The following is a 16306-nucleotide window of genomic DNA, read 5'->3' as shown; positions in this document are numbered from 1 at the left end:
TCAATGACGTGTGGATCTGCAGTCAGTTCCGTATATCTCTTTGGGGACGTAAATAGTCCCGGCGGGACAAAATTCGTACAGCCTGGAGGTGTTTGCAATTGAAGCGAATCGGAGTGTTGACCAGCGGCGGAGATTCCCCTGGAATGAACGCGGCAGTCAGAGCAGTGGTTAGAACAGCTATTTATTCGGGTATGGAAGTAGCAGGGATTTACCGCGGGTACAGCGGTTTGATGAACGGAGAAATCGTTGACATGACCCTTGGCTCTGTCGCAGATATTATTCAGCGTGGGGGCACCATCTTATACACGGCCCGCTGCGAGGAATTTAAAACTCCGGATGGTCAGAAGCAAGGATTGGAAAGACTGAAGCAGGCGGGGATTGAAGGCCTGGTTGTCATTGGCGGAGACGGGTCCTTTCATGGTGCTCAGGCACTTCACAACCTTGGCTTTCCCACCATCGGTGTTCCGGGAACGATTGACAATGACATTCCGTGTTGCGATACCACTATTGGGTTTGATACGGCCGTGAATACAGCGATTGATGCCATCGACAAGATTCGTGATACAGCCACGTCTCATGAACGCACATACGTCGTACAAGTGATGGGGCGCAACGCAGGTGACATTGCGCTTTACGCTGGTTTGGCCGGCGGGGCTGAGTCCATCTTAATTCCAGAGGTCCCGTACAAAATTGAAGAAGTGATTCAAAAGCTGGACAGGGGTGTGTCTCGCGGCAAAAAACACTCTATCATTGTTGTGGCAGAGGGAGCCGGTAACGGAATGGAGATAGGGCAATACCTCTCTGAACACACGGGCTTCGACGTACGTGTGACCGTGCTGGGGCATATTCAGCGAGGAGGCCCCCCTTCATCCACAGACAGAATTTTAGCGAGTCAACTTGGCTCTCATGCGGTAAACTTATTGCGGGAAGGCATCAGTGGGAAAATGGCAGGCACACAAAACGGGGTGCTCAGTGCAGTCGACTTTGACACTGTGTTTACGACACCTCGAAAACCTGATGAACGCTTGTACGGTTTGTCAAGTATCCTGTCTATATAGTAGGACTCAAATTCGCGCAGTGAAGCAAGTACATGAACTTGAAATAAGCAATGAAATCGGAGGAGAAACGGATGCGACGTACAAAGATTGTCTGCACCATTGGCCCTGCAAGTGAAAGCCCGGAAATGTTGAAATCCTTGATTGAGGCTGGGCTGGACGTAGCTCGTTTAAACTTTTCACACGGAACCTACGAAGAGCATGCGCTGCGCATCCAAAGAATTCGCGAAGCTGCAAAGGCTGTTGGTAAGCATGTAGGTATTATGTTGGATATCAAAGGCCCGAAAATCCGGACCGGAAAAATTGAGAATGGAGAAGTTGAACTTCAAGACGGAGACACGCTTCGACTGACCATTGATGAGTTGGAAATAGGAACGAAGGAACGGGTGTCGATTTCTTACAAGGGACTGCTGGAGGATGTGTATCCTGGGGCTCCCATAAGAATTGACGACGGATTAATTGGTCTCGAAGTAGAGCGGACAGAAGGAACTGACATTGTCTGTCGGGTGACAAACGGAGGTCCGCTAAAAAACAACAAAGGAATCAATGTGCCGGGAGTAACCCTGCGCATTCCTGGCGTTACCGAGAAGGACAAAGCAGACATTCAATTCGGAATGGAGCAGGGTGTTGATTTTATTGCAGCCTCATTTGTACGCAAGGCTGGCGACGTCTTAGAAGTTCGCGGCTTGTTGGAAAAAGGCAACTATCACGCGGATATTATTTCCAAGATTGAAACGCAAGAGGGCATGGACAGACTCGATGAAATCGTGGAAGTATCTGACGGCATTATGGTAGCTCGTGGGGACCTTGGTGTTGAAATTCCGACAGAAGAGGTACCCCTTGCCCAAAAACGCATGATTAAGCTGTGCAACAAATTTGGGAAGCCGGTCATTACTGCGACACAAATGCTTGACTCAATGCAGAGAAATCCCAGACCAACGAGAGCAGAAGCAAGCGACGTTGCGAACGCGATTTTTGACGGCACTGACGCTATCATGCTGTCAGGGGAAACAGCTGCCGGCCGTTATCCTTTTGAATCGGTAAGTACCATGGCGCAGATTGCTGAGCGAGCAGAACAAGCGCTTTTGTCTCATGAAGTGAACAGCCGCCACAGCGACAGCGTGGAGAAGACGGTCACCGATGTCATTGGCCAGGCCGTGGAATCCATGGCTTCGGAATTAGGCGTACGCGCTGTCTTGACAGCGACACACTCCGGCCACACCGCCCGCATGATTTCGAAACACCGACCGGAAACACTGATAGTTGCATCAACTCCGTCCGCAAAGGTTGCGCGCCGTTTGGCTGTTAGTTCTGGGGTCTATCCAGTGGTGGTTCCCGATGCAAAATCGACAGACGAAGTTCTCGAAACGGCAGTAGAAGGTGCTTTAAACGCAGGGTATGTCAATCACGGAGATATGGTGATTATCATTGCCGGGGTACCTGTTGGACAACATGGCACTACAAACCTCATTAAAGTACATACTATAGGTGAAGTGCTGGTAAAGGGTACGGGGATTGGTCAACGCGCAGCAAGCGGCAAAGCTGTGGTTGAGAAGTCTACCGCCAAACTGCTGGAAAGGGTACAGGAAGGCGATGTCATTGTCACTGTCGGCATTGACAAGGATGCCGTTCCTGCTGTGGAGCGGGCATCTGCCGTAATTGCTGAAGCCGGTGGGATGACTTCAGAGGCCGCAGTCATTGGATTAAACTTAGGCAAGCCGGTTATTGTAGGTGCGAAAGACGCTATGGCTTTGGTAGCAGATGGTCAATCCGTTACAGTGGATCCGCAGCACGGACTCGTTTATCGAGGGTTTGCTACCGTCTTATAATGTCAGTACCCAATTTGTGAAACGCAGTACTCTGCACATGATGCCTCAAGGACTGTTCCAAAGCGATGTCACTCAAATCGCGGCGGAATAGTCCTTTTTCGAAGGAGGCTGGTTCTGGCATCCGCCGAGACCCGCAGCCCGTAAGTGAATTGTTTCACGTTAGCACCCTCGGCACACATACGGTATAATTGCCGACATATGGACAATTAACAGGAGTGAACACAATGCAGCGAGTATTTTCAGGAATCCAACCCAGCGGTACCATGACAATCGGCAATTACTTAGGTGCTATGAAGAATTTTGTACGTTTGCAGGACGAAGCCGATTGTGTATTTTGCATTGTTGACCTGCATGCTATTACAGTGCCCCAAGACCCAGAGCAGTTAAAGCAAAACACTCGTAGTCTGGCAGCGTTGTATCTCGCTGCAGGCATCAATCCAGATAAGTCAACATTGTTTGTGCAGTCGCATGTACCAGGTCACGCTGAGCTAGGTTGGATGCTTCAATGTGTCGCGTATTACGGTGAACTCGGCCGGATGACACAGTTTAAGGATAAATCCAGCAAAAAATCCGTGGTGACCGCAGGACTCTATACATACCCGGCACTCATGGCTGCCGACATCCTGTTATACCAGACTGACCTTGTACCCGTCGGAGAGGATCAAAAGCAGCATCTTGAATTGACACGCAATATTGCAGAGCGTTTTAACCGTCAGTACGGAGACGCCTTTACGATACCGGATCCATACATTCCGAAAATCGGAGGACGTATTATGAGCCTCGACGACCCGGCGAAGAAGATGAGCAAAAGTGATGAAAACATCAACGCATTTGTATCAATGTTGGACAGTCCTTCTGTAATCCGCAAGAAAATCTCCCGGGCTGTCACAGATTCTGAGCGCGAAGTTCGCTATGACCCAGAACACAAATCTGCCATCAGTAACTTGCTCACCATCTATTCCTTGTTTGCGGACAAGTCCATCAACGACTTGGAACAGCAGTACCGGGGTGCTGGGTACGGTCCATTTAAGAAAGAGTTGGCTGAAGTGGTTGTCGATAAATTGGCACCAATTCAGGAGCGTTACCAGGAACTGCTGAATTCCACTGAACTGGACGCCATTCTCAAACTGGGGGCAGAGCGGGCACGCGAAAAGAGTTCAGCTACGCTGCGGGATGTGAAAGAGAAATTTGGGTTCATTCTATGACACCTGCCCCGCAAACTGTAGTAAAGTAGAGTGAGGTTGTCTCAAATCCTGGTCAAAAGAGGAGAATGGCATGAGAGTCTTGCTAATAGAAGATGAGCGCCATCTCGCTAGAGCGATTTCAGAACTGTTGGAGCGGGAAAATATCACAGTGGACTGGAGATCTACAGTTTACGATGGATTAGATGCCGTCAGCACTGGAGTGTACGACTGTTTTGTTGTGGACGTAAGGTTGCCGGATGGCAACGGAATTGAGTTGATAGAGGAAGCTAGAGAAATGGGATGTGTCACTCCGATTTTGGTGTTGACCGTTCAAAACAACACAGACGATCGCGTTCGTGGACTGAACGCAGGTGCCGATGACTACCTTGGGAAGCCGTTTGACAACGAGGAGTTGTTGGCGCGCGTAAAGGCGCTGGTTCGTCGTTCCGCTCCTACGAAGAGTTCCGACGAAATTCATATTGGAAATGCCGTCCTGCACAGGAAGTCCAGAACGCTGTCGATGAAGGAGAAAACGGCTGAACTCTCCAGCAAGGAGTTTTTGCTGCTTGAGTATCTGGTAAGGAACCAGGGTCAAGTTCTCACACGTGATCAACTGCTCGCTCATGTTTGGGGACCTGACGCCGAGGTCGCAGACAATGCACTGGACACGTACATCTATTTTCTGCGCAAAAAATGCGATTCGGTGGGACTCAAGTCTGCAATCCAAACCGTGCGCGGTCAGGGCTATCGGCTAAACTAGGGGCTGGAGGACGGTTATGTTTCGAAGGGTATACTGGCAGATTGCCACAATGTTGATGGCGAGCACGTTAGCGCTCTTTCTAGTCATCGGCGGCAGTGTGTATTGGGAACTTCGGGCGCAACTCCGGCACGATGAAAAGGTAGACCTACAGTCTGAACTGCCGGAGATAGAGACGCTGGTTGCAAGTCCCTATTTGATTGACTCCAAGCATGAACCTAAGAAATACCATTTGCATGACGACAAGGGCCAGCACATCTATTTTTTGATTCTAAATCGTCATAAAGTTGTTGCTTCTTCAGCCACACTGCCTACTTCTGCAAAGCAGTTACAGCTCGACTTAGCCAGCGGCGGATCTCATCATGTGTTGGAGTATCACGAATTGCCGTATTTGGTCTATTCGACAACTTGGACATACCACGACAAGACTTTTACAATCCACGTTATCAAGTCGATTTGGGCCCAAGAACATACGCTCCACAGGGCACTTCAACTAATGCTTCTGTCAGGAGCAATCGGTATGATGGTGGCATTGGGTCTCAACTTGTGGCTGGGTCGCCGGGTCCTGAATCCCGCCCTAGATATGTTCAACATGCAACAGAATCTGATGACGGAACTCTCCCACGAAATGCAAACACCTTTGGCTACACTGAACGTACTCTCTGCTCAGGTTGAACAACCCGCCCTCAGGGAACAGTTGCAGTATGAAGTTCTTCACGCTTCTGACTTGATTCAAGACATTCTTTACCTGGCAAAGCTCCGCTCGTTGCCAACAGAGGACGTTGAACCAGTTGCCGTCTCTGACTTGACGGAGGAAGTTGCCGTCCGACTGTGCATTCTGGCCGAGCGCAACGGGATTGTGCTTTCAGGAAAGGCTGAGCAAGGTGTGTTTGTGGAGACCAACCCGGAGTATTGGAAGCGACTTGTCAGTACTCTTCTAAAAAATGTGGTCGATCACGCTGCAACACCGTCCCAAGCCTCGTGGCATCTTACAAGAACAGACAGACTGGTGCAGTTAGTCGTCACGAACGAAGTCCCTGCACAAACCTACGTAACTCATGAATTGCACTCTAAGAATTTTACTGGATTTGGCATTTCCATTGTTCACAGGTTAGTTGAGTCGATGGGAGGGACTGTGGAGTTGACACAGACGGGTTCAGAAGTGACTGCGACGGTACGCGTCCCTGCACTGGTACCGAAGGACTAAGGTTGCACTTTATAGTCAGTGGGAAGATACTTGTCAATTCCTATGTGCAATTACCTGTATTATCTGAAAAATAGGTGATTTTTCAACCTAAAATGCCTGTGGTATGATCCAAAAGGGTATTCCAATTGGACTAGGCAAAACGGTTGAATACCCACCCCAAAGAGCCACGTAAGTGAAACATAGGGAGGGCCTCCAATGGTTGAGTTTAAGAAGTACACTGCACCGACAGCTGGCGAAGCCATTACGATGGATAACGGCGAATTGCATGTTCCAAACAACCCAATTCTCCCCTTTATTGAAGGAGACGGAACGGGTCCGGACATCTGGAGAGCAAGTAAGAGAGTTTTCGACGCAGCAGTCAAGAAGGCATACAACGGCCAACGAGAAATTGCTTGGTATGAAGTGTACGCCGGTGAGAAATCCTACGAAAAGTACGGTGAATGGCTGCCTGAGGACACACTAACGGCCTTATCTACATATTTAGTCGGCATAAAAGGACCTTTGACAACTCCTGTCGGCGGTGGAATTCGTTCGTTGAACGTTGCACTGCGACAGGAGTTAGATCTATATGTGTGTCAGCGCCCGGTACGATATTTTGACGGCGTTCCATCACCTGTAAAGAAACCCGAACTCGTAGATATGGTCATTTTTAGAGAGAATTCAGAGGATATTTACGCTGGTGTTGAATGGCAGGAAGGAACGGACGACGTTCATAAAGTTGTTGAATTCTTGACCAAAGACATGGGTGTCACAAAAATCCGTTTTCCAGAAACATCTGGTATCGGCATTAAACCTGTATCGAAAGAAGGTACAGAGCGGCTCGTTCGGGCAGCTATTGACTTTGCCTTATTGCACGGCCGCAAGAGCGTAACCCTGGTTCACAAGGGCAACATCATGAAGTTTACTGAAGGCTCCTTTAAAAATTGGGGCTATGAGTTGGCTGAAAAAGAATATGCAGACAAAGTGTTCACCTGGTGGCAATATGACCGCATCAAAGATGAGCAAGGCAAAGAGGCTGCAGACGCTGCTCAAAATGAAGCCCTCAACAGTGGGAAACTGCTTGTAAAAGACGTCATTGCAGATGCATTTTTGCAGCAGATTCTGACACGTCCTGCTGAGTACGACGTCATCGCAACCTTGAATTTGAATGGCGACTACGTCTCTGATGCATTGGCAGCACAAGTTGGCGGCATCGGTATTGCACCTGGCGCCAACATTAATTACGAAAACGGTTGGGCTGTTTTCGAAGCCACCCACGGAACCGCACCAAAATATGCAGGATTGGACAAAGTGAATCCTGGGTCGCTGATTTTATCCGGTGTTATGATGCTGGAATACATGGGTTGGAATGAAGCAGCCGATTTAATTACGCGTTCTTTGGAGAAAACCATTGAAGAAAAAGTTGTCACCTACGACTTTGCTCGCCTGATGGAGGGTGCCACAGAAGTCAAGACGTCCGGTTTTGCGGATGCGCTTATTCGAAATCTGTAAGCTCGTTTGACTTCAGGTCCATTACGGATGTAAACCGGGTCTTTGGGTAGATGTAAGGTCTTGCTTTTGTGCGGTATCGCGTTCAACTAGGTCACTCTGCTTCACATGATACAGTTTCACATATTAAACTGTGGGAGGTAGAAAGAATGATTAAACGCAAAAAGATTTCCGTAATTGGAGCTGGGTTTACGGGAGCGACAACAGCATTGATGCTTGCCCAAAAACAACTGGGAGATGTCGTACTTGTCGACATTCCTCAAATGGAGAACCCCACCAAGGGAAAGGCTCTAGACATCCAGGAAGCAATGCCCGTAGTCGGTGCAGACGTGCATGTGATAGGCACCTCGAGCTATGAGGATACGGCTGATTCCGATCTCGTCATCATTACTGCAGGCATTCCACGCAAGCCGGGCATGAGCCGAGACGACCTGGTTTCAACCAATGCGGGTATCGTTAAATCCGTTACAGAGCAAATCGTGAAGTATTCTCCAGATACCATTCTAGTCATTCTCAGCAACCCTGTTGATGCCATGACCTATCAAGCCTACAAGACCTCCGGGTTTCCTAAAAACCGCGTCATTGGTCAGGCTGGCGTTCTCGATACGTCTCGGTTCTGTACGTTCGTAGCCGAAGAGTTGGGCGTTTCAGTCGAAGACGTGTCCGGGTTCGTTATGGGTGTTCACGGCGACAGCATGGTTCCGTTGGTTCGCTATTCCTATGTTGGCGGCATTCCGTTAGAAAAGTTGCTGCCTCAAACGCGTATTGACGAAATTGTAGAGCGGACGCGCAAAGGCGGCGGAGAAATTGTTGGTTTACTCGGAAACGGCAGTGCTTACTATGCACCGGCTGCTTCTTTAACACAAATGGCAGAGGCAATTCTACTGGATAAGCGCCGTGTCTTGCCGTCCATTGCATTACTGGAAGGTGAATACGGCTACAACGATTTGTTCCTTGGCGTCCCAACAGTTTTAGGCGGCAATGGGATTGAAAAAATCTTCGAGCTCGAACTACTTCCAGAAGAAAAAGAAGCACTCGACAAGTCAGCTCAAGCAGTCCGAAATGTTGTCGAAGTAGTTTCCGCCAATTCGTAAAGTACTTGCGAAATCATCTCATCTGCAAAGACCACATTCGAAATCAGAATGTACGTAGTGTCAATGCACAATCCATGCACAACTGTTGCAGACTGCCCCTTTGGCAGTCTGCTTTAGTATTGGTTCGAATCGTTTAGACGGGGGTACGAATGCCGCCGATATGATACAATGTTGGCGGTGGAATTGAAGCTTTGAATCCGGTGGATGTGGGGTGCTTTATGACCAAACCAAATTCAAAATTGGTTGTGATAGACGGGAACAGCATTGCGTATCGCGCCTTTTTTGCGTTGCCAGAACTTTCAAATGCAAAAGGACAGTACACAAATGCCGTGTACGGTTTTACACAAATGCTCTTAAAACTGTTACAGGACGAACAACCCACGCATATTGCCGTCGCTTTCGACAAAGGAAAGAAAAATTTTCGTCATGAAGTGTACCAGGCTTACAAGGGCACCCGCCAAAAGACGCCCAGTGAGCTCTCAGAGCAATTTCCTCTGGTAAAACAGGTTGTTGATGCACTGGCGATTCCTGTGATTGAAATCGAAAACTATGAGGCAGACGACATCATCGGCACCCTTGCATCGATGAGTGAAGCGGCCGGCTTGCATACGGTTGTGGTCTCAGGAGATAAAGACTTGCTGCAACTTGTAACAGATACCGTCCATGCAGCATTGACGCGCAAGGGAATTACCGATGTGAAATACTATGATGTTGAGGCAGTGAAAGAACGATTTGAACTCACGCCTTTACAGATTATAGATCTGAAGGGCTTGATGGGTGACAACTCTGATAATATCCCCGGAGTTCCAGGGGTTGGCGAGAAAACGGCCATAAAACTACTGAAGCAGTACCATAGTGTGGAAGAAGTTCTTAATCACATCGACGAGGTGTCGGGACCGAAACTTCGTGAGAGGTTAAATGAGAACCGCGATCAGGCATTGCTCTCTAAACGACTGGCTACAATCACGCGGGAAGTACCGATTTCCATAACTTTGGATGAATTAGAATATAAGGGCTATGATGCAGGCCAAGTGCGTAAGGTTTTTGTCGACTTGGGATTCAAGAGTCTTGTCGACAAGATTTCCGGGGAAATCGACAATTCGACGGCGAATGATGCTCAAGACGACAACGAAGGTAGTTCTTTGGCTTCGCATCCTGCCAATGACCTGTCGGTTGCCTACATTTCGAAGAGAAAAGACTTGGAAACCATGTGGCATGACCTGAATGGACACATGGGCGTTATGCCTGATTTAGACAGCGAAAATTACCATGTAGCAGATTTGAAAGGCATGGCCGTTAGCGATAGAGATAGAGGCTACTACGTTTCTTTTGAGGAAGAGCTGAGTGTCGCGGACCTAAAGCCGCTGTGGTCGGATGAACTGGATAAATCCGTCTTTAATGTCAAGTCCTTGGCGGTGATTCTCGACAGTCATGGACATACCGTTGGTGTTGATGAGGGCTGGTACGACACAATGATTGCAGGGTATTTGTTGAATCCTTCTGACGGAGAGCTTACCTTGGAAAGTCTGGTTGAGCGTGAGCTTCATATTCCTGCCGGCGGGCTGCGCTATGAGAACAGCAAGGAAGAGCTGGTCAGAATCACGTCCATGCTGCCAGACCTCCGCAAACACTTTCGCAGCGCTTTGGCGGCACAAGAACTGGACGATCTCTACCACAAGGTCGAGTTTCCCTTAGCCTTAGTACTCGCGAAAATGGAGACCCTGGGTTTTCAAGTCAACGCTGATTGGTTAAAACGTTACGGTTCTGAATTAACAATTCAATTGCAGGAGCTAATGAAACAGATTTATGAATTGGCCGGCAGCGAGTTTAATATCAACTCACCCAAGCAGCTGGGTGAGGTGCTGTTTGACAAGCTTGCTTTGCCTCCGCAAAAAAAGACCAAGACCGGTTATTCGACCAGTGCTGATGTACTGGAGAAATTGGCTCCTTATCATGACGTGGTTCAAAAAATTTTGGATTACAGGCAGCTTGGCAAACTACAGTCTACTTATGTCGAGGGCCTGCTCAAGGTGATTCGGCCGGATACCGGGCGTGTCTATACAAGGTTCCATCAGACGCTAACCGCAACCGGACGATTGTCGAGCAGTGAACCGAATTTGCAGAATATCCCTATTCGAATGGAAGAAGGCAGAAAGCTGCGACAAGCCTTTGAGCCTAGTTATCCAGATTGGGTTATTGTATCAGCTGACTATTCGCAGGTAGAACTGCGCATTCTCGCACATCTTTCTGGTGACGATGCGCTTATAGAGGCATTCCGAAATAACATGGATATTCACACCAGCACCGCAGCCACAGTCTTTGAGGTCGCACCGGAGGAGGTTGATTCCTTCTTGCGCCGTCAAGCGAAAGCGGTCAACTTCGGCATCGTCTATGGTATCAGCGACTATGGTTTGTCTCAAAACCTAGGGATTACCAGAGCTCATGCCGGTCAATTAATTAAAGACTATTTTGATAAGTTTCCTGGAGTTGCAAAGTATATGAAGGAGATTGTAGAAGCAGCTCGCAAGGACGGCTACGTGACAACACTGTTAAACCGGCGCAGGTATTTGCCTGACATCCATCATCGTAACTACAACTTGCGAAGCTTTGCTGAACGGACAGCCATGAATACCCCTATTCAGGGAACTGCAGCAGACGTAATAAAACTGGCAATGGTGAAGATTGACAAGGCTCTTTCCGATTCTAATCTCTCCTCAAGAATGATGTTGCAAGTACACGATGAGTTAATTTTTGAATGTCCAGAAAAAGAGGTTCAAGAACTCACAGCCCTGGTGGAAGAGAATATGGAAAACGCCGTAGCTCTTAATGTACCGCTTAGAGTGGATATCAATGTGGGGAAGACCTGGTACGAGGCCAAGTGAACGGAGCTTCGCGAGTAGTATGGTACGAAGCCAAGTGAACGGAGGTTCGCTGATATTATGAGGTCAAGTGAGCAGAGCTTCCGAGATATCTGTGTAAACGGTGATGACGTTAGATTGAGCCCTTTAAATTGCCTATGAATTGCAGTGTCAGTGACACAACGGAGGAACTTGTGTGCCCGAATTACCTGAAGTTGAAAATGTGAAAAGAAGTCTGGAGAGTCTGGTAGTTGGCAAGACCATTAAGAGTGTGTACGTAGGATTACCGCGAATCATTCGAACACCTGACGATGTGCTTCGCTTTCAGGCTGAATTGGCAGGCTGCACCATCAAGGCTGTTGCCCGTCGCGGAAAGTATCTAATATTTGAGGTTCCGCCTTTTCAACTCGTCTCGCATCTAAGGATGGAAGGCCAGTATCGCTTTGTCGAGGGGAATGAGGAGATTGCGCCCCATACTCACGTCATTTTTCACTTTACAGACGGCTCCGAGCTTCGCTATCGCGATGTTCGCCAATTCGGTACCATGGACTTAGTCTCCGAGGGAGGGCCGTTACCGAAAGGCCTTTCATTGCTTGGTCCAGAACCTTTTGACGAGGCCCTCACACCGGCTGTATTCTACCAGATTCTGCACACGCGAAAAGCTCCGGTTAAGGCTGTGTTACTGAACCAGGAATGTCTTGCCGGATTGGGGAATATCTATGTGGACGAGGCATTGTTTGCGGCTGAAATTCACCCGGCAAGGACTGCGGAGAAGGTGACAAAACGGCAAGCTGAAAAGTTGTTAAAGGAAATTCAAATTGTGTTGGAGAAGGCTATTGCGGCTGGTGGTTCTTCTATTCGTACCTACGTAAATGGTTATGGACGTCACGGTGGCTTTCAACTGCAACTGGAAGTCTACGCAAGAGACGGACAGCCTTGTCGTCGCTGTGGGTCCCTCATTGAAAAAACGCGCGTCGCGGGAAGAGGGACGCACTATTGTCCACAGTGTCAGCCGCGTCCACGCGATCGCAAGAAACGTTCAATTGCTGCAAAGCCCTGAACACAAGCCTTGAGTCGGAGCTAAATATATTAAAACCGCCCCCCTCGTGGTTTATGTCGCGATGATAATACTTACGCACGGGGTATGGATTTTACGTATATGAATCAAAATTGATTGGACTAAGTACGAGAACAGGCTGTACAAAGGCCGCTGGAGAGGGAAGGTGTCAACCTCATGATTGTTGGACTGACAGGCAGTATAGCAACGGGGAAAAGTACAGTAACGAAGATGCTCAGAGAAGTGGGAGCCCATGTGGTTGATGCCGACGTTTGGGCTCGAAACGTGGTCGAGAAGGGTTCTGACGGTTTGCGCGAGATTGTGGAAATGTTCGGTCCAGCCGTTTTGAACCCCGATGGTACGCTAAATAGACAGGCCTTGGGCAGTATTGTGTTTCATGATAAATCAGCGAGAGAATCCTTGAACGCCATTACCCATCCCAAGATTAGAAACGGTATGAAGAAAGAGACTGAAATGTTTGCGCATAAGCATCCGGATGAGCCTGTGGTATGGGACGTTCCGCTCTTATTTGAAGGAGACACACGGCACTTAGTGGATGTGTCCATCCTGGTATATGTGGATGAACAGACACAGTTACAGCGTTTAATGGCGCGTGACGGCATTTCTCAAGAGGATGCTATGGCGCGTATAGCGTCACAGATTCCCATCGACCGGAAAAAATCCTTTGCGGATTACGTGATTGACAACTCAAACAGTCTAGAAAACACAAAGGAGCAGGTGCAGCGTCTATGGCGAAAGCTCCAGATGAAGGCCAAAGAAAGCTACGACTCATCGTCATCAACCGCAGAGTTCTAATCAGCTTTGTTTTACTTGTTGCAGTAGTAACCCTAATCTCGTCCAACAGGTTTTGGCGATGGATGTATCCCATCAACTATCAGTCACAGATTCGGAACGCAGCGACTGAGGCACAAGTCGATCCGTTGCTGGTAGCAAGCGTGATTCGTGTCGAAAGCAAGTTTAAAAGAACTGACGTGTCCCACGCCGGTGCCGTGGGATTGATGCAGTTGATGCCTGGAACTGCCGGCTGGATTGAGCAGAAAATGAAGGCTGACAGAAACGTGAACGCGAACGGTATTGTTATTGGCAAAATTACGAGACAGAAACTATCCAACCCCACTCAAAACATTCGCCTTGGTGCTTGGTACATTCACTATCTGACAAAGCAATTCAATGGAAACGAAGTCGCTGCCATTGCCGCATATAACGCGGGCCCAAAGCGTGTTGGCGACTGGCTCTCAGAGAAGAAGTGGAACGGGCGACTTCAAACGATTCAAGACATACCTGTTGGAGAGACTCGCCACTTTGTAGACAGAGTGTTTTATAACTATCACCTGTACGGCCGCATCTATGGAAAAGACAAGACACTTGGAAAATAAGGGTATGTTCAACGGCGCAGGGTTCACAGTCCATGGTGCGGCCGCGCTGTTGCCCCTGTAGGCAGCTAGCATCACATGTGAGCTACAGCCACATGTGGCGATGCAAACGGTAGACATGACAAAGGTCCGAATAGGAATAAAATACAGTCCACAAATCGCTTTTAAAGGTTGACACATAGAGCCTGGATTTCGTATAATCAATCTCGTTGACCAAACAAACATGTCGGGGTGGCGGAATCGGCAGACGCGCACGTTTGAGGGGCGTGTGGAGAAATCCGTAGGGGTTCAAGTCCCCTTCCCGACACCAACAATTTGCATTACCATATCAAGATGTGATATAGGCCGGAGCTGTCCGGCCTATATTTCTTTATGGGCTAAAATGGGATGCTTCGGGAGCTCCATGAGGTGAAGGGAGAGTTGAGTGTCAGATTCACCTTGGTATTGAAAATGATGGTGATTATTAGCTCGCCTTTCAAGAATGGGTTTTAAGGGTAATACAAAATCTTGATCTCTCCTTTTTCTGAAGGGGATAAATGGATTCTCCGAAGCAGTAAGCGGTTTTCCGAGGGATTGCCAATCATCGTTCAAAAGTCGAAGAGGATTATCGCCAGGCAGAACGGCGTGATGCTGCATATCTGAAAGCGATTGGAGCGCTTCGCAATAGAACACACATTACATTCCACAGGTTGAGCCACCTGTATGCAAGGGAGCGTTACGATGAATGTCGCAATCAAGGCATCCGCCTCAGGAGCACGCAAGACCCTGTCGGACCTGCTGGGACACGAGCGTGATAAAGTGACCAAGATATATTTGGATGAGGAAAATGACTAAATTTGTTGTACAATCAGAAGCAGAGTGACAAGAGCGGGAGCGATACAAACCATGTCGGATAAGAGTCAATTAGACCGAATTGAAGACTTGCTTGCGCAACTCATCAGCAATGTAGCAGATGTACGCGCTAAAACTGATTCCATTGACAACAAGTTGGAGGATTTCAGAAGAGAAGCAAACGAACGCTTAGACCGTGTCGAAGGTCAGTTGGCAGTTGTAAATCAAAGACTGGACCATCAGCGTACTCGGCTGGCCAAAGCCGAAAAGACATCTATTTGCTTCAAGCAGATGAACATTAATAAAACCATCGTTCCAATATTCAGGGCTGCTGATACGCAGTTCCTGTTATTTCCTCGCATATTCACCTTCTCAAGGACACACTATTCATCAAGCTTATTAGGCCATATCATGTTAAGCCGGACACCTAAAGCGTCTGCTATCAGCTCAGATGTTTCTCTGTTCAGGCGCTTAACATGACCACTTCTTAAAGCCGATATCGTCGCCCTAGATACATCCGACGAATAAGACAACACTTTCACTGTAAAATCTCGCTCTGCCATGAGAACCCGAATCCAGTGACAGAGGAGAAGTACATGTCGCTGTCGATACGCTTGGTATCTGTAGATTAGATTCGGGTCGTAGCAGCACAAAGGTTGTGACAGCCGGTGCAACCCAAATTAAGTATTTACATAATAATTGACATGTAGAAATTCATTGATTTCATGAGGGGTAGCACGAAGAAAGAATGATATTTAAGTCGCATATTACTCTAGTATGGTACTGGTTTTCATGACATTGGAATGGTAACGCTATGAGATACCCGCGGACTAATTTCCGTATAAGGGCAATGATGTTGGCAATTAGTGAGCTACCGATGTTTATCGTATGCGGCGAAGACTATCCAATCCACATTGTTCCATTTTCGTCGTTCAGGAGCGACATGTTGCCTGACCGCATTAGTCCAGTAAGCGTGCCTAAGGCTTCTCCTATCCCCATAGCGGCAAGGTTTTCAGTCTTTGCTGCAAGTATTGTGCCGATAAATGCGCAGGCCGCTTCCTGCCTTGACAGTGGGAGATTTCTCGCTGTAAGTTGTATATGATTGGAAGATTGTTGGGCCGAAGAGGGTGCAACTCTGCATGACGAGGAGTATAAATTATGTATAAATTTCTAATGGCAGTAATTATTTATATGATAACGTATGCCAACTGTTGCATGGTTGGTGTTTCACAAAATTCCAGTGACTGCAGGAATCATTGGTCTGTTTGTTTTTAGTGTAGTATCGATTTTGTATATGTTTATAAAGAAGCTTAAAGAATAGTTCGAAGAGGGTAATAAATGAATGGGGATGCCGTTGTTACAAATCACGGGAAATCGTCCTCACATTTGCGATATCCGGTATCGAACGCTTGCCTTATCGGGTGTAACCATCCAGGCGTCCTCTCGGCTAATGGACTCACTTTGCATTCTGTGTTTTATCGCAATTCTGGATTGGATATTAATCGTTTTGTGGACTCCATTATTGTGAATTTACACAATTTCTGTCTTTGAT

12 protein-coding genes and 1 tRNA gene are annotated in these 16306 nt (G+C 47.9%); 12 read left to right on the top strand and 1 reads right to left on the bottom strand.

The features are described 5' to 3' along the window. Positions 1-98 precede the first annotated feature (98 nt). The 12 genes from pfkA (at position 99) to GI364_RS19025 (ending at position 14233) form a co-directional block, all read left to right on the top strand. Complete coding sequence (gene pfkA / locus GI364_RS19080; protein ID WP_198850791.1) at positions 99-1058, top strand: 6-phosphofructokinase; 960 nt, start codon at positions 99-101, stop codon at positions 1056-1058. A 71-nt stretch (positions 1059-1129) separates the two neighbouring features. Continuing rightward, entirely contained in the window at positions 1130-2884 is a 1755-nt protein-coding gene (gene pyk, locus GI364_RS19075) for a pyruvate kinase (RefSeq protein WP_198850790.1), read from the top strand. Between the two features lie 224 nt (positions 2885-3108). Beyond that, positions 3109-4089: a tryptophan--tRNA ligase gene (gene trpS, locus GI364_RS19070; RefSeq protein ID WP_198850789.1), complete on the top strand. Its 981-nt coding sequence runs from the start codon at positions 3109-3111 to the stop codon at positions 4087-4089. Between the two features lie 70 nt (positions 4090-4159). Further along, on the top strand, positions 4160-4828 hold the full coding sequence (locus GI364_RS19065) for a response regulator transcription factor (protein ID WP_198850788.1): 669 nt from the start codon (positions 4160-4162) through the stop codon (positions 4826-4828). Positions 4829-4844: 16 nt separating this feature from the next. Beyond that, the gene (locus GI364_RS19060) at positions 4845-6032 is read left to right on the top strand and encodes a sensor histidine kinase (RefSeq protein ID WP_198850787.1); all 1188 of its coding nucleotides are present in this window, start codon (positions 4845-4847) and stop codon (positions 6030-6032) included. A gap of 195 nt (positions 6033-6227) precedes the next feature. Next, positions 6228-7523 carry an NADP-dependent isocitrate dehydrogenase gene (icd, locus tag GI364_RS19055; protein WP_198850786.1) on the top strand — a complete coding sequence of 432 codons (1296 nt, stop codon included), beginning with the start codon at positions 6228-6230 and terminating at the stop codon, positions 7521-7523. Positions 7524-7669: 146 nt separating this feature from the next. Beyond that, the gene (gene mdh / locus GI364_RS19050) at positions 7670-8614 is read left to right on the top strand and encodes a malate dehydrogenase (RefSeq protein WP_198850785.1); all 945 of its coding nucleotides are present in this window, start codon (positions 7670-7672) and stop codon (positions 8612-8614) included. A gap of 218 nt (positions 8615-8832) precedes the next feature. Continuing rightward, complete coding sequence (gene polA, locus GI364_RS19045; protein ID WP_198850784.1) at positions 8833-11496, top strand: DNA polymerase I; 2664 nt, start codon at positions 8833-8835, stop codon at positions 11494-11496. A 172-nt stretch (positions 11497-11668) separates the two neighbouring features. Then, positions 11669-12532: a DNA-formamidopyrimidine glycosylase gene (mutM, locus tag GI364_RS19040; protein ID WP_198850783.1), complete on the top strand. Its 864-nt coding sequence runs from the start codon at positions 11669-11671 to the stop codon at positions 12530-12532. Positions 12533-12706: 174 nt separating this feature from the next. Beyond that, on the top strand, positions 12707-13345 hold the full coding sequence (coaE, locus tag GI364_RS19035; RefSeq protein WP_198850782.1) for a dephospho-CoA kinase: 639 nt from the start codon (positions 12707-12709) through the stop codon (positions 13343-13345). Beyond that, positions 13279-13926 carry a lytic transglycosylase domain-containing protein gene (locus GI364_RS19030; protein WP_198850781.1) on the top strand — a complete coding sequence of 216 codons (648 nt, stop codon included), beginning with the start codon at positions 13279-13281 and terminating at the stop codon, positions 13924-13926. The genes coaE and GI364_RS19030 overlap by 67 nt, the downstream gene beginning before the upstream one ends. A 222-nt stretch (positions 13927-14148) precedes the next feature. Beyond that, positions 14149-14233 (top strand) — tRNA-Leu (locus tag GI364_RS19025). A 904-nt stretch (positions 14234-15137) separates the two neighbouring features. Here the strand turns inward: GI364_RS19025 and GI364_RS25490 are convergent. Continuing rightward, on the bottom strand, positions 15138-15317 hold the full coding sequence (locus tag GI364_RS25490; RefSeq protein ID WP_198850780.1) for a helix-turn-helix domain-containing protein: 180 nt from the start codon (positions 15315-15317) through the stop codon (positions 15138-15140). Positions 15318-16306 lie beyond the last annotated feature (989 nt).

The sequence above is a fragment of the Alicyclobacillus sp. SO9 genome, from assembly GCF_016406125.1.
Taxonomy (GTDB): Bacteria; Bacillota; Bacilli; order Alicyclobacillales; family Alicyclobacillaceae; genus SO9.
This window is presented reverse-complemented; position numbering and strand designations above follow the sequence as displayed.